The 20,577-nt window shown below is 66.1% G+C and carries 19 protein-coding genes; 11 read left to right on the top strand and 8 right to left on the bottom strand.

Annotated features, from left to right (window positions below):
- Positions 1–46: 46 nt before the first annotated feature.
- Both QA609_RS05730 and QA609_RS05725 read right to left on the bottom strand, forming a co-directional pair.
- Positions 47–1,267: a PQQ-binding-like beta-propeller repeat protein gene (locus QA609_RS05730; RefSeq protein ID WP_278301618.1), complete on the bottom strand. Its 1,221-nt coding sequence runs from the start codon at positions 1,265–1,267 to the stop codon at positions 47–49.
- 135 nt (positions 1,268–1,402) lie between these two features.
- On the bottom strand, positions 1,403–2,155 hold the full coding sequence (locus QA609_RS05725) for a hypothetical protein (protein ID WP_278301617.1): 753 nt from the start codon (positions 2,153–2,155) through the stop codon (positions 1,403–1,405).
- 98 nt (positions 2,156–2,253) lie between these two features.
- Between QA609_RS05725 and radB the strand changes: the two genes are divergently transcribed.
- Positions 2,254–2,964: a DNA repair and recombination protein RadB gene (gene radB, locus QA609_RS05720; protein WP_278301616.1), complete on the top strand. Its 711-nt coding sequence runs from the start codon at positions 2,254–2,256 to the stop codon at positions 2,962–2,964.
- 69 nt (positions 2,965–3,033) lie between these two features.
- Here the strand turns inward: radB and QA609_RS05715 are convergent, their stop codons facing one another.
- The gene (locus QA609_RS05715; protein WP_278301615.1) at positions 3,034–3,504 is read right to left on the bottom strand and encodes a hypothetical protein; all 471 of its coding nucleotides are present in this window, start codon (positions 3,502–3,504) and stop codon (positions 3,034–3,036) included.
- 512 nt (positions 3,505–4,016) lie between these two features.
- Here QA609_RS05715 and QA609_RS05710 point away from each other — a divergent pair.
- Positions 4,017–4,457: a hypothetical protein gene (locus QA609_RS05710; protein ID WP_278301614.1), complete on the top strand. Its 441-nt coding sequence runs from the start codon at positions 4,017–4,019 to the stop codon at positions 4,455–4,457.
- A gap of 258 nt (positions 4,458–4,715) precedes the next feature.
- On the opposite strand, the gene QA609_RS05705 is transcribed toward QA609_RS05710, so the two are convergent.
- Positions 4,716–5,873, bottom strand: coding sequence for a CBS domain-containing protein (locus QA609_RS05705; protein ID WP_278301613.1), 1,158 nt, complete (start codon positions 5,871–5,873; stop codon positions 4,716–4,718).
- Positions 5,874–5,976: 103 nt separating this feature from the next.
- Here QA609_RS05705 and QA609_RS05700 point away from each other — a divergent pair, with 103 nt between their 5' ends.
- The 3 genes from QA609_RS05700 (at position 5,977) to QA609_RS05690 (ending at position 7,975) form a co-directional block, all read left to right on the top strand.
- Positions 5,977–6,279: a lycopene cyclase domain-containing protein gene (locus tag QA609_RS05700; RefSeq protein ID WP_278301612.1), complete on the top strand. Its 303-nt coding sequence runs from the start codon at positions 5,977–5,979 to the stop codon at positions 6,277–6,279.
- Between the two features lie 63 nt (positions 6,280–6,342).
- A complete protein-coding gene (locus QA609_RS05695) occupies positions 6,343–7,110 on the top strand; it encodes a CAP domain-containing protein (protein WP_278301611.1) in 768 nt (255 codons plus the stop codon).
- A 49-nt stretch (positions 7,111–7,159) separates the two neighbouring features.
- Positions 7,160–7,975, top strand: coding sequence for a YihY/virulence factor BrkB family protein (locus tag QA609_RS05690; RefSeq protein ID WP_278301610.1), 816 nt, complete (start codon positions 7,160–7,162; stop codon positions 7,973–7,975).
- A 72-nt stretch (positions 7,976–8,047) separates the two neighbouring features.
- On the opposite strand, the gene QA609_RS05685 is transcribed toward QA609_RS05690, so the two are convergent.
- From QA609_RS05685 to QA609_RS05675, 3 genes are all read right to left on the bottom strand, one after another.
- The gene (locus QA609_RS05685; RefSeq protein ID WP_278301609.1) at positions 8,048–8,956 is read right to left on the bottom strand and encodes an AEC family transporter; all 909 of its coding nucleotides are present in this window, start codon (positions 8,954–8,956) and stop codon (positions 8,048–8,050) included.
- Positions 8,957–9,020: 64 nt separating this feature from the next.
- Complete coding sequence (locus tag QA609_RS05680) at positions 9,021–10,025, bottom strand: sodium:proton exchanger (RefSeq protein WP_278301608.1); 1,005 nt, start codon at positions 10,023–10,025, stop codon at positions 9,021–9,023.
- A 92-nt stretch (positions 10,026–10,117) separates the two neighbouring features.
- Positions 10,118–10,762, bottom strand: a complete 645-nt coding sequence (locus tag QA609_RS05675; RefSeq protein ID WP_278301607.1) for a hypothetical protein — start codon at positions 10,760–10,762, stop codon at positions 10,118–10,120.
- Between the two features lie 207 nt (positions 10,763–10,969).
- Between QA609_RS05675 and QA609_RS05670 the strand changes: the two genes are divergently transcribed.
- The 6 genes from QA609_RS05670 (at position 10,970) to QA609_RS05645 (ending at position 18,589) form a co-directional block, all read left to right on the top strand.
- A complete protein-coding gene (locus QA609_RS05670) occupies positions 10,970–11,578 on the top strand; it encodes a hypothetical protein (protein ID WP_278301606.1) in 609 nt (202 codons plus the stop codon).
- A gap of 100 nt (positions 11,579–11,678) precedes the next feature.
- Positions 11,679–12,737, top strand: a complete 1,059-nt coding sequence (locus QA609_RS05665; protein ID WP_278301605.1) for a site-specific DNA-methyltransferase — start codon at positions 11,679–11,681, stop codon at positions 12,735–12,737.
- A gap of 78 nt (positions 12,738–12,815) precedes the next feature.
- On the top strand, positions 12,816–13,244 hold the full coding sequence (locus QA609_RS05660) for a universal stress protein (protein ID WP_278301604.1): 429 nt from the start codon (positions 12,816–12,818) through the stop codon (positions 13,242–13,244).
- A 65-nt stretch (positions 13,245–13,309) separates the two neighbouring features.
- Complete coding sequence (gene ggt / locus QA609_RS05655) at positions 13,310–14,977, top strand: gamma-glutamyltransferase (protein WP_278301603.1); 1,668 nt, start codon at positions 13,310–13,312, stop codon at positions 14,975–14,977.
- Between the two features lie 80 nt (positions 14,978–15,057).
- Positions 15,058–18,192: a PAS domain S-box protein gene (locus QA609_RS05650; RefSeq protein ID WP_278301602.1), complete on the top strand. Its 3,135-nt coding sequence runs from the start codon at positions 15,058–15,060 to the stop codon at positions 18,190–18,192.
- A 97-nt stretch (positions 18,193–18,289) separates the two neighbouring features.
- The gene (locus QA609_RS05645) at positions 18,290–18,589 is read left to right on the top strand and encodes a HalOD1 output domain-containing protein (protein WP_278301601.1); all 300 of its coding nucleotides are present in this window, start codon (positions 18,290–18,292) and stop codon (positions 18,587–18,589) included.
- 929 nt (positions 18,590–19,518) lie between these two features.
- Here the strand turns inward: QA609_RS05645 and QA609_RS05640 are convergent.
- A complete protein-coding gene (locus QA609_RS05640) occupies positions 19,519–20,547 on the bottom strand; it encodes an NAD-dependent epimerase/dehydratase family protein (protein WP_278301600.1) in 1,029 nt (342 codons plus the stop codon).
- Between the last annotated feature and the right edge of the window lie 30 nt (positions 20,548–20,577).

The raw sequence follows: 20,577 nt of genomic DNA, 5'->3' as shown, positions 1-20,577 counted from the left end.
CCCTTTCGTCGCTGCGAGAACGATCTCGGCTCGGAGCCGCGGGTGACTACGACGGCCGAACGGCGGTAAACTGTCCGTCTCTGTCGACGTAGATCGTTTCCCCGTCGACGACGGCGTCGATCGGGAACCCGTCGCTCCAGTGAGCGTTGTCGAACGCGAACGTCCAGCGCTCGCTCCCGTCCTCGAGATCGAAGCCGACGAGTTCGTCGGGCGAGGATCGCCCGCGGCGGCTGTGGGCGACGACCACGAGGTCACCGACGATCGTCGGCTTGCCGTAGGCATGGGTCTCCCGATCGTTCCACGGCGCGTCCGCGCCGGTGCTCGAGAGCGTGTATCGGCCGTGAGTGACCGCCGTGTCGCCGACGGCTGCGCTGTCGAAGGCGTCGGTGACGGTCTCGACGACCTCCCGCAAGGCGACGTCGAAGACGATGACTCCCTCCTCGGTTGGGGTTTCGACGAACAGGGAATCCTCGGTGGCCGCCAGCCCGCTCGCGGTACGGCCCGACTCCAGATGATCCGTCCACAGAACCTCGCCCGTCGCCGGGTCGAGGGCGGCGACTCCGTCCGCACCCGCACCGGACTCGCTCCGGTGCTTATCGAGCAGCGCCCAGACCGTTCCGTCGGCGACGGCGATCGTTCCGTTCATCGAGTGGAACCCGTAGGCGCCCCTACCGACCTCGCTCTCGACGTCGACCGTCTCGTGCTTCCAGCGGAGCGATCCGTCGGCCGCGTCGTACGCGCGGAGGGCGCCCTCGACACTCACGTAAACCGTTTCGAAGGCGACGAGGGGCGAGGAGACCGAGTCGGCGCCGTCGAGCCCCTCGCTCCAGCGCACCTCGCCGCTTTCGGCCTCGAGCGCCGCGAGCCCCTCGCCCGCGACGTAGACGCCGTCGCCGGCGACCGCCGGTGTTCCGGAGGCCTCGATCGCATCGGCCGTCCACCGGAGACTGCCGTCCCCGGCGTCGAGCGAGTGGATCTCGCCGTCGGTCTGCAGGAAGACGGCGCCCTCGACGACCGAGGCCGGGCCGCTGTGTTCGTACTGCCAGGCGATCGCGTCGGGTCGCCCGAGCCCGTCGCTCGAGGGGACGTGTCGACAGTTTCCGATCGTCCCGCCGTGTGAGGACCAACCCTGCGGTTCGGTTCGGTCGGGGGTTGCGGGAGTATCGGGGGATTCGTTCGCGCTACTCGTTCCGGCTGCGGCGAGGGCGGTTCCGGTTGCGAGTGCGGCACTCGAGACCATTACCGATCGTCGGTTCCATTCACCCATACAGACATTCATATCTTCCAATCATATTAACCTTGTGGAATTTGAAATTACAGTATAAATTGATTGTATGGTAGTTAGTAATATGACTGTGAGCGCGAGTTCCGCCCGCCAGCGGTTTCCGGACCGAACGTGGGCTCAGGAGTCGGAGCCGTCGATCGTCCCGTCGTTTCGGTGTCGCACCAGCGCCTCTTCGATCGTCAGTTCGCCCGCGGCGACCCGTCGGGCCAGCCCCTCGTCGATCGCTCGGTTCGTCTCGCTGCGTTCGCGGGCCCGATCCTTGATCATCTGCAGTTCGCCCGCGGTCGGTTCGATCTCACGGTGCTCGACCGCCTCACCCTCGAGACGGGCGATGTTCACCGCCGCGAGAACGTCGCCCATTCCGCGCGCGCCGGTGCCGAGGTACGGCGTCGTCCCCGTCTCGTCGACGAGCTCGACGCGGACGTCCTCGAGGTCGTTGATCAGCGTCGAGCTCTGCAGGCGGGCGCCGTCGCCGATCCGAACGACGGGGGAGGCGGCCTCGGCGACCTCCCGCTGGATGACGTCGACGGCCTCGGAGAGGGGAACCTGAAACGCGGCGACGACCATCTCGCCCGCCAGCACGGCGATGCCAGGTTTCCGTCCGGGGTCGACGCCGATGATCGTCCGACCGCCCTCGCCCCGAGCGGTCGTCAGCGCCTGATCGACCGCCCGACGGGGCGCGTCCGGGTCCGCGACGACCGTCGTCACGTTCGGGAACGCATCGGCGTAGTCGGTGCCGGTGACGACGACGGTCGTCTCCTCCGGCAGCGGCTCGTCGGGTTCGACGGTCGTAAACGCGGCACCGCGCTCGCGAAGCTCGTTGACGACGCCGTGGTACACCTCGAAGTCTGACGTGGCGACGACGATCACGGTCGCTCTTCGACGCCGATTCGAATAAACGTACGCGAACCGCCGTCGGCCGGGGCGGATTTCAGGAGGTTTTTGCGCGGTGGCGAGCAATATCGCCCGTGAACGACGAGCCGATTCCGACCGGCTGTGGGCCGATCGACGAGCTGCTGGGCGACGGATTCGAACGCGGAACCGTCACGCAGCTGTACGGACCGCCGGCCGCCGGCAAGACGAACCTCGCGCTGTCGGCTGCGGTCGAGACCGCCGTCGCGGGCGAGACGGCCGTCTACATCGACACCGAGGGACTCTCGATCGACCGCTTCGAGCAGTTGCTCTCCGCACGCGTCGGCGAAGCCGAGGACGTCGAGCGCGTCGCCTCCCGGATCGTCGTCGAGGAGGCGCTCGATTTCGAACAGCAAGAGGAGGCCGTCCGGGACGCCGAGGAGTTCGCCGACCGCGCCTCGCTGATCGTCCTGGACAGCGCGACCGGCTTCTACCGTCTCGAGCGAACCGGCGAGGGCGACGACGGCGAGGCGCTGCGCGGGGTCGCCCGTCAGATCACCCACCTGCTCTCGCTGGCGCGCAAACACGACCTGGCGGTCGTGCTCACGAACCAGGTCTTCTCGGATCCCGACAGCGACCGAACTCGCCCGCTCGGGGGCAACACCTTGGAGCACTGGACGGGAACCGTGCTCCGGATCGAGCGCTTCCGCGGGGGCAACCGACGGGCGACCCTCGAGAAACACCGCTCGAAGGCCGCCGGCGACTCGGTCCAGTTCCGGATCACGGAGACGGGCCTCGAGGGCGGGGATGGCGACGGGCTTCGCTGATCTCGCACGCGGTAGATCGGCGTCCCCGTTCGACGGTCGACTCGGACTGTAGAGCGTCGCCGATCGACGTTACGCCTCGCTGCGACGGTACCCCGCGACGAGAACGCGGGAACTCCTGTAGAGGACGACGACTCCGGCGCCCCCGACTAAGAGCCCGAGCGCGACGATACCCCAGCCGAATCCGCCCAGCGCTGCCGACAGACCCGCCCACGCGGCGACCGCCAGCGCGGCGAACGCGAACGCGGTAAACAGCGCGTACCGAGCGAGCGCGACGCGGGGTGATCCCCGTCCAAGCGCTTCGAGGCCGCCCAGCTGGACGGCGGCGGCCTCGACGGCGATCTGAAGCCCGATCACGACCGACGTCGCGAACACCAGGAGACCGACGATCGGGGGGAGCTGGACGCCGGCGAGCCCGAGGACGCGGTCCACGGCGGAACCCAGAATCGCCATCGCACCGATCGTCGCCGGGATCCCGACGAGCACGGCGGCGCCGAGGTAGACCAGACCCGCAACCAGCATCGAACGTCGCTCGCCTGACATACGATCAGTCGTTCGTATCGTCGCAAAAGCGTGTCGGCCAGCGATGGTGTAGAACAGGAGCACGGTTTCGAGGGAGTCGTGAAACCGCGCGTTCAGTATCGGTCGAGGATTCGGATCCAACCGGTGGTCTCACTCACGGGCTACTACGCGCAGATCATTGGTGAATCGAGTCTGCGATCGCGCGTCGCCATGTCGATGACGGCTATACGACGACGTCCGACCGAATCGGGTTCGGGTGGTTAGCCTAGCCGCTCTACTCTTCGCCGACGTCGTCTACAACGTTTTCGCGCCGCTGCTCGAATCGCTGACGACAGGTCGCGTGCTCGTCTCTACAGAACGGACCGAAATCCGGATTATCCCACTCCGCGGAGGATCGGTCGGCTGTTCGTAACCGCTCTTACGTACAGTTCGGTAGCAAAGTACCACAAACGTAGGGGGTATGGCGCCCGAACTGATGGCCCGTGCAACTGTAGGCGAAATCTTTGAGACGCTATAGCACCTCTACCCGTTCGATGAGTACGGAAGAACACAGAACAACGATCAGTGACGACGTGGCGACCGGTCTCGTGAGCGCCGCACGTACCAGTCTCGGCGACACACTCCGAAGCGTCGTGTATTTTACGCCGTCGGCGTTCGACGTGCTCTACCTTCGCCAGGAACTCTACGACTCGATGGAAGCCGGCCGGGCAGCCAAGGAGCAACTGGTCGAACTCGAGCGGGTCGGATTCGCGGAGGCACCGGTCAGGACAGCAATCGTTCGCGGCGAAGACGGAACGGGAATCGGGCCGTACGAGTTTACCGTCCGGTTCCACGAGGACGGGTTCGTCGTCAGGGTGCTTGAGGGCGATGTCGGAACGATCATGACGACCGACAGTATGGATCTGAACGCGTTCGAAGACGCCGCCACCGCCGTCCGACGACTGCTCGCGGACGCGTCGTCCGGCGGCGAGTGAAGACTGTTAGCTACGCAGTAGTAAGTCACTCCTCAAGGACGATCTATTGATCGGTTGATTCGCCGACAGTTACTCGGAACGAACGAAGCCGGTTTGCTGCTTTCAGCCGCTGTAGGCAACGAACCGATCGGTTCGGATTCAGTGCCCAACTCGAGTACCGAAACTACCGGGAACACTCGTCGTTTGCGACGCGAAACCGGGCTCGTCGACAGCGGAGCGGCAAAGAAGTCCGTCCGCGGAACCGGCGCCCTCGAGAACCTACAGCTCGTTGAGCTTCCGCAGCAGCTGGCCGCGGTACTCCTCGTCGCTGGTGACGCCCTTCAGCTCTAAGACGTTACGCTCGAGTTTGTCGAGCGCGACGCGGAAGGCGTTCTCGGCGCCGTACCCCTCGCCGGTGCCGGCAACCTGGCCCTTGTTCGTTCGCAGGCGAATCTGACACTGCACGAGCGGGGTACCGCGGAGTTTCTCCTTGTGTTCGGTGAATCGAACGTGGGCGTGCATCACCTGCATGTCGGCGTACTTCTCGGAGACGTCCTGGATGCTCTCGGTGATCCCCTCTCGGGTGATCGTATCGAGCATCGAGATGTTGGTGATCTGGACGTCCATTCGTTCCTCCTCGGTGAACGTAAGCGCCCGCAGCACGTCGGTCTTGGTGATGACACCGATGACGACGCGGTCGTCGTCCTGTGGGGTCACCATCAGGCCCGCGTAATCGTCGCCGAGCATGGTCTCGACGGCCTCCTTTGCGGTTTTGTCGAGGGAGGTCGTCCGGACCGGACTGTTCATGATGTCGTAGATCGGGACATCGAGCATTCGGTCGGTGTCGCCGACGCGGTCGCCGACCGTCGTCTTGTTGTTCTCCCGGATGACGAAGTCGGCGATGTCGTGGGTCGTGACGACGCCCGTGAGGAAGCCGTTCTCGTTCAGAATGGGAAGCCGCGAGACGCCGTGTTCCCGCAGGTGGTTGATCGCCTTTCCGATCCCGTCTTGCTCCTGAAGCGTCACGGGGTCGGAGGTGTAGATGTCCTCGACGGTGAGTGCGTCGAGATTCTCGAGGACCGCCTCCAGAATGGCGTCGTCGGTGATGACGCCCCACAGCTCCTCGTTCTCGAAGACGGGCGCGACCTTCGAGTTGCTCTCGATGAGCATTCGGGCGGTCTCCCGGACGTCCTCCTGGCGGTCGATCTTCGGCGCCGGCGAGTTGCGGCTCGGCTTGATCAGCGCTGCGACCTTCGCGTCGTCCTCGACGTGGGACTGGAGGACCTCGCGCTCGCTGAGGACGCCCTCGTACTCTCCGTCGTTAGTGACGATGATCCCCTTCGGGTTGCCGTCTTCGAACGTCGAACGGACCTTGCCCATCCGCGTGCCAACGTCGACTTCGATAAACTCCTTCGTCGCGATATCAGCGATATTCATCGTTCGAGTCGTCCTACTCACGCCGGCGTATTTAACGTACTGCACGGTGCTGCCGGCTGGGATCATGGGTACTACTTTTTGATGCGGAGTCCGTAGACGGCGCATGGTACCCGATATCAGCGTTTTCGGACGGTACACCTACCTCGCGACCGAGCTGTTCTGGGGCGCGATCGCGTTCCTCCTGCTCCGTCGTGCGAACGCGCTCCGGCGGGCGGGCGCGACAATCCTCGCGCTGTATCCGATCGCCTACGTCTGGGACCGTTACACCCTCGCCGTCGGCGTCTTCGACATCAAGCTTCGCACCGGAATCGACGTCGCCGGCATCCCGCTCGAGGAGCACCTCTTCATGGCGGTCGTGCCGGGACTCGTGATCGCCTTCCACGAGACGCTGTTCGGCTCGGAGTAGGCGTCGCCTACAGGATGTGTGCAACCGCGAAGCTCTTGGTTCCCTACCACTTGAAGAGGAACGATGGGAGACCGCCGTTCCGCGAGTCCGACCGCGGAGCAAGGAGCGACCGACCGAGGGCTGCTGCGCGGACTGGTTAGATTCGCCGTCTTCGCGGCGCTGCTCGGTGTGATCGTGCTGGCCGGTGCCGCGTACGGGCCGGCGCTCGTGGCCGACCTCGAGCAGTTCGACGACGTCGACGAGATCGAGGTTGGGACCCAGCCCTCGCCGAGTTCCGAGCCGCCACCGACGGGCGAACGCGACCCCGAGACGACGGATCCGAACGATCCGAACGAGTCGAGCTACGAGACCGACGTCGAGACGATCGCCTCCGACGACGTCGAGGACTTCGTCCACGCCGAGGTCAACGACCGACGGGCCGAACACGACCTCGAGGCCATCGACTGGGACGGCACCGTCGCGTCTGTCTCGCGGGCACACAGCGGAGACATGGCCGAGCGGGAGTACTTCTCGCACACGAACCCCGACGGCGAGCAGCCCTACGACCGGTTCAGCGACGTCGAGGACTACTGCCAGGGGTACGGCGAGAACATCGCGATGACCTGGGTCGACAGACCGGTCGAGCAGTCGGGCGGCGACGGCACCGTCGAACACCGGACCGCGGAGGGGCTCGCGGAGGGACTGGTCAACCAGTGGATGAACTCCACCGACCACCGCGAGGCGATCTTAGAGGAGAACGTCCCCTACGGCTGGGACCGCGGCGGCGTCGGCGTCTACGTCGCCGACGACGGCCAGGTGTTCGCGACGCACAACTTCTGTCACGAGTGGTAACGCCCGCGGCAGGTCCCACACTCTTGGCGCACCCGTCCGTAGGACGGGTATGGATACGACGCGGCTCTCGACGGTTCTGCTCTCGATCTATCGGACCGCACAGGATCGAGAGATTACCTTTCTCGCGGCCGGCTTCGCCTACTACGCGTTCGTCTCGCTGATCCCGATGGTCCTGCTCGCGCTGGTCGTCGGCTCGCTGTTCGGCGGCGAGGACGCCGCCGAGCGGCTAGTGCTGGTCACCGGGGACCTCCTTCCGCCGGCCGGCGAGGATCTGGTCGCGGAGGCGCTGATGACGGAGTCGGGGCGCAGCCAGGCGACGGTCGTTGCGCTCGCGATCGCCTCCTGGGGCGCGCTCAAGGTCTTTCGCGGACTCAGCCGCGCGTTCGACATGGTCTACGACGAGGCCGCGGAGGACACGTTCCTCGACGAGGTGCGAGACGGGTTTACGGTGATCCTGGCGGGGACAGGGGCGATCGTGTTGATGATCGTCATCGGAGCGATGCTGGGGATCGCCGCGGACGTGATCCCGCTGGCCGGTCTCGCGAGCTGGATCACGCTGCTGGTCGGTCTGTTTCTGGTCTTCCTGCCGATCTACTACGTTCTCCCCCCGATCTCGGTTACGGTTCGGGAAATCCTCCCCGGGACGGTCGTCGCCGCCGTCGGCTGGACGATCCTGCAGGTCGGCTTCCAGATCTACGCCGCCAACGCCGCCCAGTACGCGGCCTACGGCGCGGTCGGCGCGGTCATCCTCTTCGTCACCTGGCTCTACTTCGCCGGAATTCTGATTCTCCTCGGGGCGGTGGTCAACGTCGTCCTCTCGAGCCCGACTCTGGCCGAGGACGGGGAGATACCGAACCCGCTGTGAACGAGAACCGGGAGCCGGGGCGAGGTTCCCGTCTCACCTCGAGCGAACGTAAAGCGGACTCGAGTGCACAGATTAGCCGACCAGCGTGATGAGCACGAACAGGCTGGCGACGGAGGCGACCGTCGTCGCGAAGACGTTCAGCGAGGCGAACTCGGCGTCGCCGCCGAGCTCGTTCGCGTAGACGTACGTCGACACCGCGGTCGGCATCCCGAGCATCACGACGCCCGCGGTGAAGGTGGCGCCGTCGACGGCGAGCACCGAGAACACCGCCCATGCGAGCAGCGGCATACAGCACAGCTTCAGCGCGACGACCGAGCCGACGGCTCCGAAGTCGACGGCGTCGGCGTCGATCTGTAAGGCAGCGCCGACACACAGCAACGCCAGCGGGAGCGCGAGTGATCCGAGCGCGTCGAGGCCGACGACGACACCCTCCGGAAACGTCACGCCGACCGAACCCACCGCGAGGCCGGCGACCAGCGCGAGCAACACGGGGTTCGTCGCGAGGTTTCGGAGTTCGCGACCGATCGCGGGCTCGGCCGTTCCGAACGCGCTGAGTACGACGATCGTCAGCGGAAGCTGGACGAGGGTGACGAATCCCAAAATCACGCTCGCGATGGCGGTGACCTGCGCGTCGAACGTCGCGGCGACGAGCGGGACGCCGAGGTAGCCGAGGTTCGAGTGGTACGACTGGATGATCGCGACGCTCTGCCGGTCGGTCGAGAGTCGGTTCCGGTGGGCGACCCAGGCGATGGCACCCGTCACGAAGAGCACGACGAGCGATCCCACGAACAGCTCCGCCGAGAGCAGGTCGCCGATCGACTGGTCGTAGGTCGCGACGAACACCAGCGCCGGGAGGGCGACGTAGTAGGCCGTCGCGTTGAGCCGGGCGGTTCTGGTGGCGTTCAACGCGCCCGAGGACCGAAGCCAGGTCCCGACCAGCAACACCGCGAGCATCGCCAGCAGCCGACCGAGAACCTCCATACGCGCTCGAGTCGATCCCGACTTTTCTACCGTTCGATCCCGGTTCGGGTCGCCGCTCGCTCCGTCAGTTCGTCCGCAGGAACTGATCCTCGTACGCCGGCTCGTCCGCCCGGAGGAAACACAGCGCGAGCGATCGCGGCGGGAGCCCCTCGAACCGATCGGCGACCGTCCGAAGCTCCGGATCCCAGCCGATCTCGTCCTCGCGAACCGCGAGCGTCACGAGTAGGTCAGCAGGATCGGCGCGCGTCTCGAGGGTCGATTCCAGCTCGTCCCAGGAGCCGACCGACCGGAACTCGGCGCGGACGTCGATCTCGACGAGATCGAAGAGGGTCCGGTAGTGATCGACGTTCGGCTCGAAGACGTACACCGTGACCGGAAGCTCGAGGCGCGCCGACAGCTGCTTGAGGTTGTAGACGGCCTCGTAGAACCCCTCGTGGTGATCAACGTGTCGCGGGATCACCAGCCGAAGGCGGTCGAGCTCCGACGGTTGGCGAGCGAGCCGGAACAGGTAGATCGGCAGCGGCGTCCGGGCGACGACCTCGTCGGCCGTCTCGCCGTACGTCGCCCCGTCGGCCTCGAGATCCCACTCGGTCATCACCAGATCGGTGTTTGGCTCCGGCGCGGCTCGCACGATCCCGGCGGTGACATCGCCGGCTTCGACTGACTCGGTTCTAACCGCGGTGTGTGCCGCGATCCCGCGCTCGGCGATCCGGTCGGTGATCGACGATCGGTCGCGCTCGCCGCCGGTCGACAGGAGGGTGAGCGGCTCGTCACCGTACCGGTGTTTGAGCCCACACGCGACGGTCGCGAGCCGAAGCGTGTGTTCGTCGTCGCCGTCTATCGGAAGCAGTATCTCCGGGTCGATCGTCCTGGCCCCGCTCCCGTCGGCCCGTTCGAAGAAAGGGAGTCGACTCGAGCCACTGTCGGCGTCGCCGTCGGACGACGATTCCGCCGTCGACTCGTGACTGCGGCCGCGCCGCCGGGACAGCACCCAGTAGCCGGAGACCGCGACGAGGACGCCTCCGGCCGCGGCGGCGCCGACGACGACGGACGGTGCTGTCTCTATCATCGGTTTCGTTCCGGGAGGGGACGATCGCGATCGACCGTCTTCGAACCCGCCTCACTCGAGGATGGTTCCTCGCGGAGAATAAGTGTACCCACTCACGCCTCGAGGAGCCGCTGAAACCGTCGCTGGTGGGCACAGATCGAGAGAACGCCGAACCCGATCAGGCCGAGCTGAAGCGGCTCGATTCGAACGACCACCGTCGCGACGCCGAGCGGAAGCGGCGGGGAGTTGATCACCCAGCCGGGAACCCAGGCCGACCAGAGCAGGAGTCCCGCACCGAGGGCGAGCAGGATCCCCGGACCGATCGCGGCCAATCGATCGGGATCGGCCGACCGGGACCGACACGCCGACTGCTCGAGGGTGAGCTGGACCGCGAGAGTGATCCCCAGAAACCCCGTTGCGACGATCGGCCCCGCCGGCGGACCGACGGTTTCGGCGAGCAACAGCCAGCAGATCCAGCCGCCGGCCACCGCGAGCGAGAGCCCGAGCCACCGCGGTCCGCGCCGGAGCCGGCGGCTGCCGACGACGGCGGCGACGATCCGGGCCCGCAGGAGCGCCCCGCCGACCAGAGCGGCGACCCCGATCAGCGCCGTCGTCGCCGTCCGCGAACTGATCGCGAGGACGAACCAGACGCCGACCGAGACGGCCTCGACGGCCCCGGCCGAGAGGGCGCCGGTCGCACCGAGGACGTGCTGGCGTCTCGTTCGTCCGAGGACGTCCGGCTGTCGGAGCACGCTCATACACCTCCGTTCGGCGGCATCCGTTTCGTTATGCGATCGTTATTCTCGGTTTCGTCGGACTGTTTCTGCCCCTGCTTACCGGACCGAACGTGTTCGACACTCTCCGGGGATAGCCGGTGAATTCTTCTCCTTGTGGTCCGTTACTCTCCCGCACGATAGGTCGATTCGTTGGATAAACCTATGTATCGTGATGTAGTTGGCCGGTGTATGGAAGAGACCGAATCTGATAGGACGATGTCGGAACTCGTCGTCAAGGAACTGGTCGGGCAGGGGCTCGACTCCTCGATGCGAGACTCGATCCTCGAGGCCGTCGAGGAGTCCGAGGGCGACACCGGCGGCTCGCGCAACCTGCCGATCGCGGGTGCGCTGGTCGGCGTCGGCGCCGCGCTCGGCTACCTCGCGGGCCGAGAGTCGACCGACTTCGAGGACGTCTCCCTCGACGACGTCGAGGAACCCGAGATCATCGAGGACGTGACGGGCGGCGACGAGGACGAGGACGAAGACGTCGAGGCCGAAACCGAAAGCGAGTCCGAGGATGCCGAGGCCGAAGCGGTCGATGCCGAGAGCGAGACCGACGCCGAGGTCGAGGACGGCGGCTCCTCGGGCGTGCTCGGTCGGCTGCTGCTGGCCGCCGGTCTGATCGTCGGCCTCGCAGTCCTGCGCCGTCGGTTCGGCGGCGACGCCGACGAGGAGTGGGAACCGATCGAGGAGTTCGAGCCGGCGACCGAGATCGACGCCGACGAGGACGACGACCTCGAGGGCGTCGACGAGGACGAGGAGCTCGAGGCCGAGACGGGCGACGACTCCGAGGAGTAACGCCGACACCGCTTCTTCGCAGTTCTTCCGGTTTTCCCGTGAGAGACGCCGCCGGCTTCGACGAAGGAGCTAAGGGGGCGACGCCGACACACTCCACTCGATGGAGACGACTCACCGCGTCGTCGTCGGCGACGCTCGCGAGCTCTCGCAGGTAGACGACGACTCCGTCGAACTCGTCGTCACGTCCCCACCGTATCCGATGATCGAGATGTGGGACGACCTCTTCACGGAGCTCGACCCCGCTGTCGGCGACGCCCTCGAGGACGGCGACGGCCGAGCGGCGTTCGACGCGATGCACGCCCAGCTCGAGCGCGTCTGGGACGAGCTCGAGCGCGTCCTCGTCGACGGCGGCATCGCCTGTATCAACGTCGGGGACGCGACCCGAACGGTCGACGGCAGCTTCCGGGTGTACCCCAACCACGCCCGCGTGCTCGAGGCGTTCGAGTCCCGCGGGTTCGATCCGCTGCCGGACGTGCTCTGGCGCAAGCCCGCAAACAGCGCGGCCAAGTTCATGGGCAGCGGGATGATCCCGCCTAACGCCTACGTCACGCTCGAGCACGAGTACGTCCTGATCTTCCGCAACGGCGGCGACAGCCGCTCGTTCGAGCCCGGCGCCGACCGACGCTACGAGGCGGCGTACTTCTGGGAGGAGCGAAACCGCTGGTTCACCGACGTCTGGACCGACGTCCGCGGGGAGCTCCAGGCCCTCGAGGACGGTCACGAGGAGCTCCGGGAGCGCTCTGCGGCGTACCCCCTCGAGATTCCCTACCGGCTGATCTGTATGTACTCGGCGTACGGCGACACCGTCCTCGACCCGTTCTGGGGAACCGGAACGACCTCGCTGGCGGCGCTGTGTGCCGGCCGGAGCTCGATCGGCTACGAGCTCGAGGACGCCTTCCGGGAGGTCTTCGCCGACCGGATCGACGACGCGCCCGCACTGTCGCGGACGATCGGGCGACGCCGGCTCGAGCGCCACCGCGAGTTCGTCGCACAGCGTCGGGCCGAAGGCGAGGAGCCGTCCTACGACGCCGTCCACTACGAGACGCCCGTGATGACGAAGATGGAGCGTGAGATCCGGTTCCGGGAGGTTAGCGGGATCGACACCCTCGAGTCGGACGGCGGCTACCGAGCCGTTCACGAACCGCTCGTTCTCGAGTAGCCGACCACCGCTCGTGCCTCGTAGGTGGCTTTCAGGTGGAGGCGGGGGAGCCTTACTGTTCCGCGCGGAAAGGGGGGTATGGGTCGGCACGTCCTCGTCGCGATCGACGACTCCGAGGCCTCGAGAGCGGCCTTCGACTACGCGCTCGCGGAGTATCCGAACGCGACGATCACCGTCCTCCATGCCTTCGATCCGACTCACCCCTACATTTACGCCGACGCAACGGGCGGTTCGGCCGATCAGTACCTCGAGTTCGCGCGAGCCAGCCGCGAGCACGGAACGGCACTGCTCGAGGAGGCGACCTCGCTCGCGGCGGACCGCGGGCGCGAGGTCCGGACCGCCCTCGAGGACGGCCAGCCGCCGGGGGTGATCGTTGACTACGCGGCCGAGGCCGACGTCGATCACGTGGTACTCGGCTCCCGCGACGGCGGTGCGAACTGGATCAGCACCAGGAGCGTCTGCCAGGCCGTCGCGAAACGCGTCGACGCCCCCGTGACGGTCGTCTGATCGTCGGCGTCTCGTGGCCGCCGAACCCGCCAGAATTTTTATCGCAGCCGTCCCGTACACGACCGATGGACACCGACGTCGATCCCGACCGATTCGACTCGAGACGCTCGACGGCCTACGCCAACCGCGGGATGGTCGCGACCAGCCAGCCCCTCGCGGCGGAGGCCGGCCTGTCGATCCTGCGGGAGGGCGGGAACGCCTTCGACGCCGCAGTCGCGACCGCGGCCGCGCTCAACGTCGTCGAACCGACCTCGACGGGGCTGGGCGGAGACGTCTTCGCGCTGTACCGCACGGCCGACGGCGAGGTCGGCGCCATGCGTTCCTGTGGTCCCGCGCCCGCCGAGGCGACGATCGAGAACGTACGAGGCGCCCTCGAGGAGGCCGACGACGTCTCGCAGTACTATCCCGAATCGAGGGGGTACGCCGTCGACGGCGACGCCGGCGGCGACGACCTCGAGATGCCGTTTCTCGGCCCCCACGCCGTGACGGTCCCCGGGACCGCGCGGGGCTGGGAGGCTACCGTCGAGGAGCTCGGAGAGCTGTCGCTCGCCGACGCACTCGAGCCCGCGATCGGCTACGCGACGGAGGGCTACCCCGTCTCGCCGATCATCGCCGGCCACTGGGCGGGCGCCGAGGAGCTCTTCACCGACGAGAACGCCCGCGAGGCGTACCTCTTCGACGGCGAGGCGCCCGACGTCGGGCAAACGGTCACGCTGCCGCGGCTGGGTGACTCCCTGCAGCGGATCGCCGACGAGGGTGCGGACGCCTTCTACGAGGGCGAGATCGCCGACGAGATCGTCGAGGAGATCCAGTCCGCGGGCGGCTTCATGACCCACGAGGACCTCCAGGAGTTCTCGCCGGAGTTCGTCGAGCCCGTCAGCACGACCTACAACGGAGTCGAGGTGTACGAGCTCCCGCCGAACAACCAGGGACTGGTCGCGCTCGAGGCGCTCAACATCGCCGAGGAAATCGGCGCCGGCGAGCACGACTACGACTCGCCCGAGCGCGTCCACGCCTTCGCGGAGGCGATGAAGCTCGCGTTCGTCGACGGCCACCACTACATTACCGATCCCGAGTTCGAGGAGGCCCCGCCGCTGGCCTCGAAAGAGTACGCCCGCGAGCGCGCCGCGGCGATCGGCGACTCGCCGATCCAGGATCCCGAAGTGGGGGTCCCGACGAAGGCGGCCGAGGACGCCGACACCGTCCTGCTCACGGTCGGTGACGAGGAGGGGAACCTCGTCTCGTACATCAACTCGCGGTTCGCCGGCTTCGGCAGCGGGCTGGTCGCGGGCGACACCGGGATCGCGCTCCAGAACCGCGGCGCGTCGTTCTCGCTCGACCCCGACCACCCCAACAGCCTCGAGCCCGGAAAGCGGCCGTTCCACACGCTGGTTCCGGCGATCGCGAAACTCGACGAGGACGACTGGCTCGCGTTCGGCGTCATGGGCGGCTACATGCAGCCCCAGGGCCACGTCCAGGTGCTCTCGAATCTCGTCGACTACGGGATGGACCTCCAGGAGGCGCTCGATCGACCGCGCTGGCGCTACCGCGAGGACGGCAGTCTGGGAATCGAGGAACGGCTGCCAAACGCCGCGAAGCTCGCCCGCAAGGGCCACGACGTCGGCGTCCTCCCGCCCGTGATGTTCGGCGGCGCACAGGCCGTCCGTCGGCGAGGCGAGACGCTCTCGGGCGCGACCGAGCCGCGCAAGGACGGAACGCCGATCGGCTACTGAGCCGTTCCGCGGACGACCCCGTCGCCCGCGTCCGATTGAACCGTCGCGACGTTTTTATCCGCGCCGATCCCAGCGAGGGTATGGATGCCGGACTCGAGGTGGCCGGGGGGAGGCCGGTTCGCGTGCTCGTCGTCGGCGCCGACCCTTGGGCCGAGACAGTGACGACCGCCCTCGAGGATCGGGGCGGATTTCGAGCGGTTACCGGCGAGGATCCCGACCTCGCGCCCGAGCAACCCGACGCCGTCGACTGCGTTCTGACGAACGATCGAACCGCCGTCCGTGAAATCGACGACCGGACCCCTCTCGTCTACGTCGCCGACGACGTCCTCGAGACCGATGTCGAGGGACTGCTCGCCGACGGTGCGACCGACGTCGTCGGTGCGCGAGCGAGCGAGCGACCGGCACTGCTCGAGCGCCGGCTTCGGCTGGTGGCGGGTGACTCGCCGGACCGCGCGCCGACCGGCGACGACGAGGCGTGGTACCGATCGCTGCTCGAGTGTTCGTCGGACCTGCTGCTCGTCTTCGACCCGTCGGGGCGACTCACCTACGCCAGCCCCGGTCTCGAGCGCGTCACCGGACTCGAGGCACCCGAACTCGGGAGGGACCGACTGTTCGAGGGGATTCACCCCGAGGACAGGGCGACCGTCGACGACTCTGTCGACGCCGTCCGGAGCGATCGGCCGGGCGAAACGCGAACCGTCTCCTACCGTTATCGCGGCGAGGACGGCTGGCGCGTTCACGAGGCGGTCCTCACGAACCTCCTCGAGGGCCCCGTCGTCGGCGTGGTCGCGTCGATACGGGACGTCACCCGCTCTCACCGCGCCGAGCGGGAACTGTCCGAGTCGTTCGAACGGGTCAGCGACGCCTTCTACGCGCTCGATACGGACTGGCGGTTCACCTACGTCAACGGCCGGGCCGAGGAGCTGCTGGGTCGGTCGCGATCGGAGCTGCTCGGCGCCGACGTTCGGGAGCTGTTCCCCCACGGGTTTCACTCGGAGCTGTTCGACCGGTTCGCCGACGCGATGGAGCACCAGGAGCGAGTCTCCTGGGAGCGGTACTCCGAGTCGCTCGACATCTGGATGGAGATCCACGCCTACCCCTCCGAAACCGGTCTCTCGGTGTACTTCAGGGATATCACCGACCGGATCGAGCGAGAGCAGGAACTGGCCGAGCGGACCGAACGGCTGCGAATGGTCGTCGAGAACGCGCCGGTTATCCACTACGTCATCGACGCCGAGGGGACGGTCACGCTCTCGGAGGGGCGCGGTCTCGAGAACGTCGGCTTCGAGTCGACAGAGGCCATCGGCGAGTCGTTCTTCGAGCTCTTCGAGGAGTACCCCGCGATTCGCGCCGATGCGCGTGCGGCCCTCGAGGGCGAGTCCGTCCACGGCCAGCGCCGAGTCCTCGATCGGGTCTTCGAGTCGTGGTACCGACCGATCGTCGAGGACGGCGAGGTCACGCGGGTGATCGGCGTCGCGATCGACGTAACCGAACGGGTCCAGTACCGGGATGCGCTCAGCGCCCTCCACGAGGCGACTAGTCACCTGCTGACCGTCGACTCGAAAGACGAAGCCTGTGAGTACATCGTCGCCGTCGCCGACGACGTGCTCGATCTTGACAGTATCGTCTTCCGGTTCGACGAACAGCACAACGAGCTCTCGCCAGCCGCGTACTCGAGCGACCTCGAGCGAGCGATCGGCGCTCCGCCGCGCTTCGAGCCCGACGAGGGGATCACGTGGGAGACGTTCGTCACTGGCACGCCGTCGGTCTTCAAGGACGTTCGAGAGTCGGAGCTGGTCTACGACGAGTCGACGGACGTCAGGAGCGGCCTCTACATTCCCCTCGGCGAGCACGGGGTCTTCGCCGCGGTGTCGACCGTCGCCGATCAGTACGACGAGGACACCGTCGAGCTTGTGAAGCTGTTCGCGACGACGGCGAAGGCGGCCCTCGACCGGATCGGACGTACCCGTCGACTCCACGACAGCGAACAGGAGCTGAAACGACAGAACCGATATCTCGAGCGGGTAAACGAGTCGAAACAGGTCCGCCAGGATGTCGAGGAACACCTGCTGCGGGCCGACTCACGCGAGGAGATCGAGCGCGGCGTCTGTACCAGACTCGCCGAAACCGAGGGCTGCTCGTTCGCCTGGATCGGGGAGCCCGACCCGAGCGGTGGCCGGATCCGACCGCGGAGCCACGCCGGGCTCGATCGGGGCTATCTCGAGGCGGTCACGGCGACCGCCGTCGACGACTCCGCCGCGGAGCCGGCCGGCAGAGCGGTTCGGACCCGGCGTTCGGTCGTCGTCGACAACGTCGCCGACAGCGTGGGGGACGGAACGTGGCGAACCGAGGCGCTCTCGCGGAGCTTCCAGTCGGTGATCTCGGTGCCGCTCGTCTACGACGGTCACCTCTACGGCGTGCTCTCGGCGTACGGCGACGACCCGAACGCCTTCGACGATCCGTTCGAGTCGATGCTCGCGGATCTCGGCGAGACCATCGCGTACACGATCGACGCCGTCAAGCGAAAGAACGCGCTGCTCGAGGAGCGAGTCACGGAGGTCGAGCTCGAGCTCGGAGCCGATTCGCCGCTGTGTCGGTTCGCGGACCGACTCGACCGTCGCGTCGCGTTCGAAGGGGCGACGCTACAGGACGACGACAGCGCGCTCGCGTTCGTCTCCCTCGAGCCTCCAATCGATGGCGAGGATATCGACGCGTCCGTCGACGGAATCGACGACCCGGTCGTGCTCACCGACTCGGACCGACAGACGCTCGTCCAGCTCCGAGTAACGGGGCCGTTTCTCGGCAGGATCGTCGCCGACCACGGTGCCACGCTACGGGAACTCGTCAGCGACGACTCGGGTCACCGGGCGGTCGTCGACCTCCCGGCCGGAGTCGAGCTTCGAACGGTACTGGCCGATATCAACCGTCGCGGCCTCTCGGCGTCGATGGTCGCTCGCCGGGATCGACCGTCCGGAGACGGCGCTTCGCTCGGGGGTCCGGCGCGGAAGGCGATACTCGACCAGCTCACGTCCCGACAGCAGGAGGTCGTTCGGACGGCGTACCACAGCGGGTTCTTCGAGTGGCCCCGGCGGACGACGGGCGAGGCCGTCGCGGACTCGCTTTCGATCTCGCCGCCGGCGTTTCACAAGCACGTGCGATCCGTCGAGCGAAAGCTCCTCGCGACGCTGTTCGAGGGGGCGACGATCGACGGTTAATCAGTTAACCCCCACGATCACCCGCCGTTATACGGTTAACGAGTAGACTCTTTGCTCCCAGTCGAGAAGAGTCGTCGACGACTCACAGTGGGGAACCATGACTGAAACGACACCGCAACCGCTCTCCGCATCGACGAACGACTGCTACGTCGTCCAGTACGACCGACTCGACACCGACCCGCTCAGCGTCACGATCGCGGAGGCGGTCGCGACCTATCGCGGGACCGACGCGACGGAACTCGAGCCGCTACACTACGCCGTCAACGCCGACGCACTCGAGCGACTGTTCGAGCCGCGAGCCGACGGCCTCCGAACCGGTGGCTCGGTAACCTTCGAGTACAGCGACTGTTTGGTCACCGTTACGGCCGACGGCGAGATCCGCATTACGAGCGCGTAGGCCTACACTTCCTGTCTCTTCGGGTACGGATGATACCGCGTACTATGGTGTATAAACACATTATATTTTAATTATTCACCTGCCGAAACAGCTATAACTGATCGATCGGAAGAACCGGTACCATGTCAGAACACACCACCCAGACCATGAAAGACGTCAGTCACACGCCGCCCGCCGGCGAGTCCGTGACGAACGTCTGGAACCGCGGCCGAGACGACGAGTAGTCGATCCCTTCTCCGGTCGCACTCTCTCCTCGAGCGGAGCGCACGCTCTCAAACGGTTTCGGACGTAAACAGGAGGGTCGGAACGAGCGTCACCTTACACGCCGTGCAGCCCCGACCAGGTGGACGGTTCCGGGGGTTCGATATCTGCTTTGTGGTTCGCGGTCGCTCGAGATCGACGGAACTCTCGTCGAGGCGGTTGCGTTGGTCACGTCGGGATGCGAGAACCCATGGTCCGCTATAGACGATCGTGGGGACGGCCTCCCGATCACGGTCGTACTGGTTGCCATACTTGTCCGCTCCGAAGAGGCCCGTTCCAACCTGACGGGACGATACACGAGCTACCGCTGTAGAACGGACCACTTCCGGAAAACAGCGAGCCGAACCGAATCGGCTGCACCCTTCGTTGTCACACGCTCCCTGCAAAAAATAATGCGGAGGGGTTCCGGCATAAGCTTTGTCACTCGGACACACCGGTTTTCTCGTTCTCGACGTCACACGGTACGAACCCCCGGAGAGTGATACCGCTCCGCTTTCCGGAACCGTAGCTCTACTGCGATCCTCAGTATCTGATACGACTGGTCTGTTGAGTACAGAGCGCGAACGTCGGAGGTGAGAGCCGACCTACGAGAGTCAGTGATCGGTAAGTACGAGGCGCGTTTTCATCATCTGCGCCTCCCCTACCCATCGAACTGATGAAAGCCGTCACTAGAGGCGAGCAACTTCTCGAGTCTCGCCTTCCGTATCACCCCGCATCTCCGGCTGGGCCATTTCCCAATCCAGATAGTCGCGGAGGCCTTCCTCGAGAGAGCGGTGTGTAATTCCCAGCTCTTCGAACGCCTTGCTGTTGTCCACCGGCCACTGCACGCCGGTGAAAAACCGGAGGGACTCGGCTTCGAATCCTTCTGGCGGCGTGACGATCCGTTCTATTACTCCCAGTATCCTGGCGAGCCCTGCGAACACCATCGGGGAGACGACTCGGGGGACCGGAACGCCCGTTATCTCCTCGGCACACTCGAGTACGTCGACAACGTGACGGGGTTTCCCCGATATGATATACGTTTCGCCGGGCGTCCCATGCTCCATCGCCCGACGGTGTCCGTCAGCGATATCTCCGACGTGGTCCCAGGGTGCGTAGTGGCCCCGGGGGATCATCGGAAGATCGCCCTGAAGGTAGCTCCGGAACATGCCGCGAATAGATCCGTACGACTTGTCTCCTGGACCGTAGACGATACCCGGCTGAACGATGACGAGCGGGAGTCCATCCTCCATCAGCGGTTTGGCGACTTCGTAGTGAGCCTCCCATTTCGTCCGATTGTACACGGCTGATTCCGGGCAGTTCGGCTCGACCGTTTCGTCGATATAATCGAACTCTCGGAACGGATAGACGCCGATCGTGCTGGTGTAGACGCCCTTCGGAATTTCCAGCTCCTCCATCAGCTCGAGTACGTTCCGGGTCCCCTCCACGTTGATCCGTTCGGCTTTTTCGACGTTTCGAGGGCCCGGGCCAACATAAAACCACGCGGCAATGTGGAACACGCCGTCCACACCGGCCATCGCATCCCGCATACTCTCTTTGTCGGTGATGTCGCCTTCGACCACCGTGACCGCCTCGGGCAGGTGACTCGCGTTCGATCGCGAGCGGGTCAGCGCAACTACATCGTGACCGGCTGCGAGAAGGTCCGTCGTTACGTGTGATCCGATCAATCCGGTCGAACCAGTGACAAAATATTTCATCGAACGTTATACGCTAGCAAGGAGCAAATA

The sequence above is a fragment of the Natronococcus sp. A-GB7 genome (genome assembly GCF_029688865.1).
Classification (GTDB): domain Archaea; phylum Halobacteriota; class Halobacteria; order Halobacteriales; family Natrialbaceae; genus Natronococcus.
The sequence above is the reverse complement of the archived record's forward strand: the minus strand, read 5'-3'. Positions and strand labels throughout refer to the sequence as shown.

What these genes read in the sequence shown, in the direction of transcription:
- QA609_RS05730 (WP_278301618.1), bottom strand. Translation starts at nt 1,267, where the DNA reads ATGGGTGAATGGAACCGACGATCGGTAATGGTCTCGAGTGCCGCACTC.
- QA609_RS05715 (WP_278301615.1), bottom strand. Translation starts at nt 3,504, where the DNA reads ATGTCAGGCGAGCGACGTTCGATGCTGGTTGCGGGTCTGGTCTACCTC.
- QA609_RS05710 (WP_278301614.1), top strand. Translation starts at nt 4,017, where the DNA reads ATGAGTACGGAAGAACACAGAACAACGATCAGTGACGACGTGGCGACC.
- QA609_RS05705 (WP_278301613.1), bottom strand. Translation starts at nt 5,873, where the DNA reads ATGAATATCGCTGATATCGCGACGAAGGAGTTTATCGAAGTCGACGTT.
- QA609_RS05700 (WP_278301612.1), top strand. Translation starts at nt 5,977, where the DNA reads ATGGTACCCGATATCAGCGTTTTCGGACGGTACACCTACCTCGCGACC.
- QA609_RS05695 (WP_278301611.1), top strand. Translation starts at nt 6,343, where the DNA reads ATGGGAGACCGCCGTTCCGCGAGTCCGACCGCGGAGCAAGGAGCGACC.
- QA609_RS05690 (WP_278301610.1), top strand. Translation starts at nt 7,160, where the DNA reads ATGGATACGACGCGGCTCTCGACGGTTCTGCTCTCGATCTATCGGACC.
- QA609_RS05685 (WP_278301609.1), bottom strand. Translation starts at nt 8,956, where the DNA reads ATGGAGGTTCTCGGTCGGCTGCTGGCGATGCTCGCGGTGTTGCTGGTC.
- QA609_RS05680 (WP_278301608.1), bottom strand. Translation starts at nt 10,025, where the DNA reads ATGATAGAGACAGCACCGTCCGTCGTCGTCGGCGCCGCCGCGGCCGGA.
- QA609_RS05675 (WP_278301607.1), bottom strand. Translation starts at nt 10,762, where the DNA reads ATGAGCGTGCTCCGACAGCCGGACGTCCTCGGACGAACGAGACGCCAG.
- QA609_RS05670 (WP_278301606.1), top strand. Translation starts at nt 10,970, where the DNA reads ATGGAAGAGACCGAATCTGATAGGACGATGTCGGAACTCGTCGTCAAG.
- QA609_RS05665 (WP_278301605.1), top strand. Translation starts at nt 11,679, where the DNA reads ATGGAGACGACTCACCGCGTCGTCGTCGGCGACGCTCGCGAGCTCTCG.
- QA609_RS05660 (WP_278301604.1), top strand. Translation starts at nt 12,816, where the DNA reads ATGGGTCGGCACGTCCTCGTCGCGATCGACGACTCCGAGGCCTCGAGA.
- ggt (WP_278301603.1), top strand. Translation starts at nt 13,310, where the DNA reads ATGGACACCGACGTCGATCCCGACCGATTCGACTCGAGACGCTCGACG.
- QA609_RS05650 (WP_278301602.1), top strand. Translation starts at nt 15,058, where the DNA reads ATGGATGCCGGACTCGAGGTGGCCGGGGGGAGGCCGGTTCGCGTGCTC.
- QA609_RS05645 (WP_278301601.1), top strand. Translation starts at nt 18,290, where the DNA reads ATGACTGAAACGACACCGCAACCGCTCTCCGCATCGACGAACGACTGC.
- QA609_RS05640 (WP_278301600.1), bottom strand. Translation starts at nt 20,547, where the DNA reads ATGAAATATTTTGTCACTGGTTCGACCGGATTGATCGGATCACACGTA.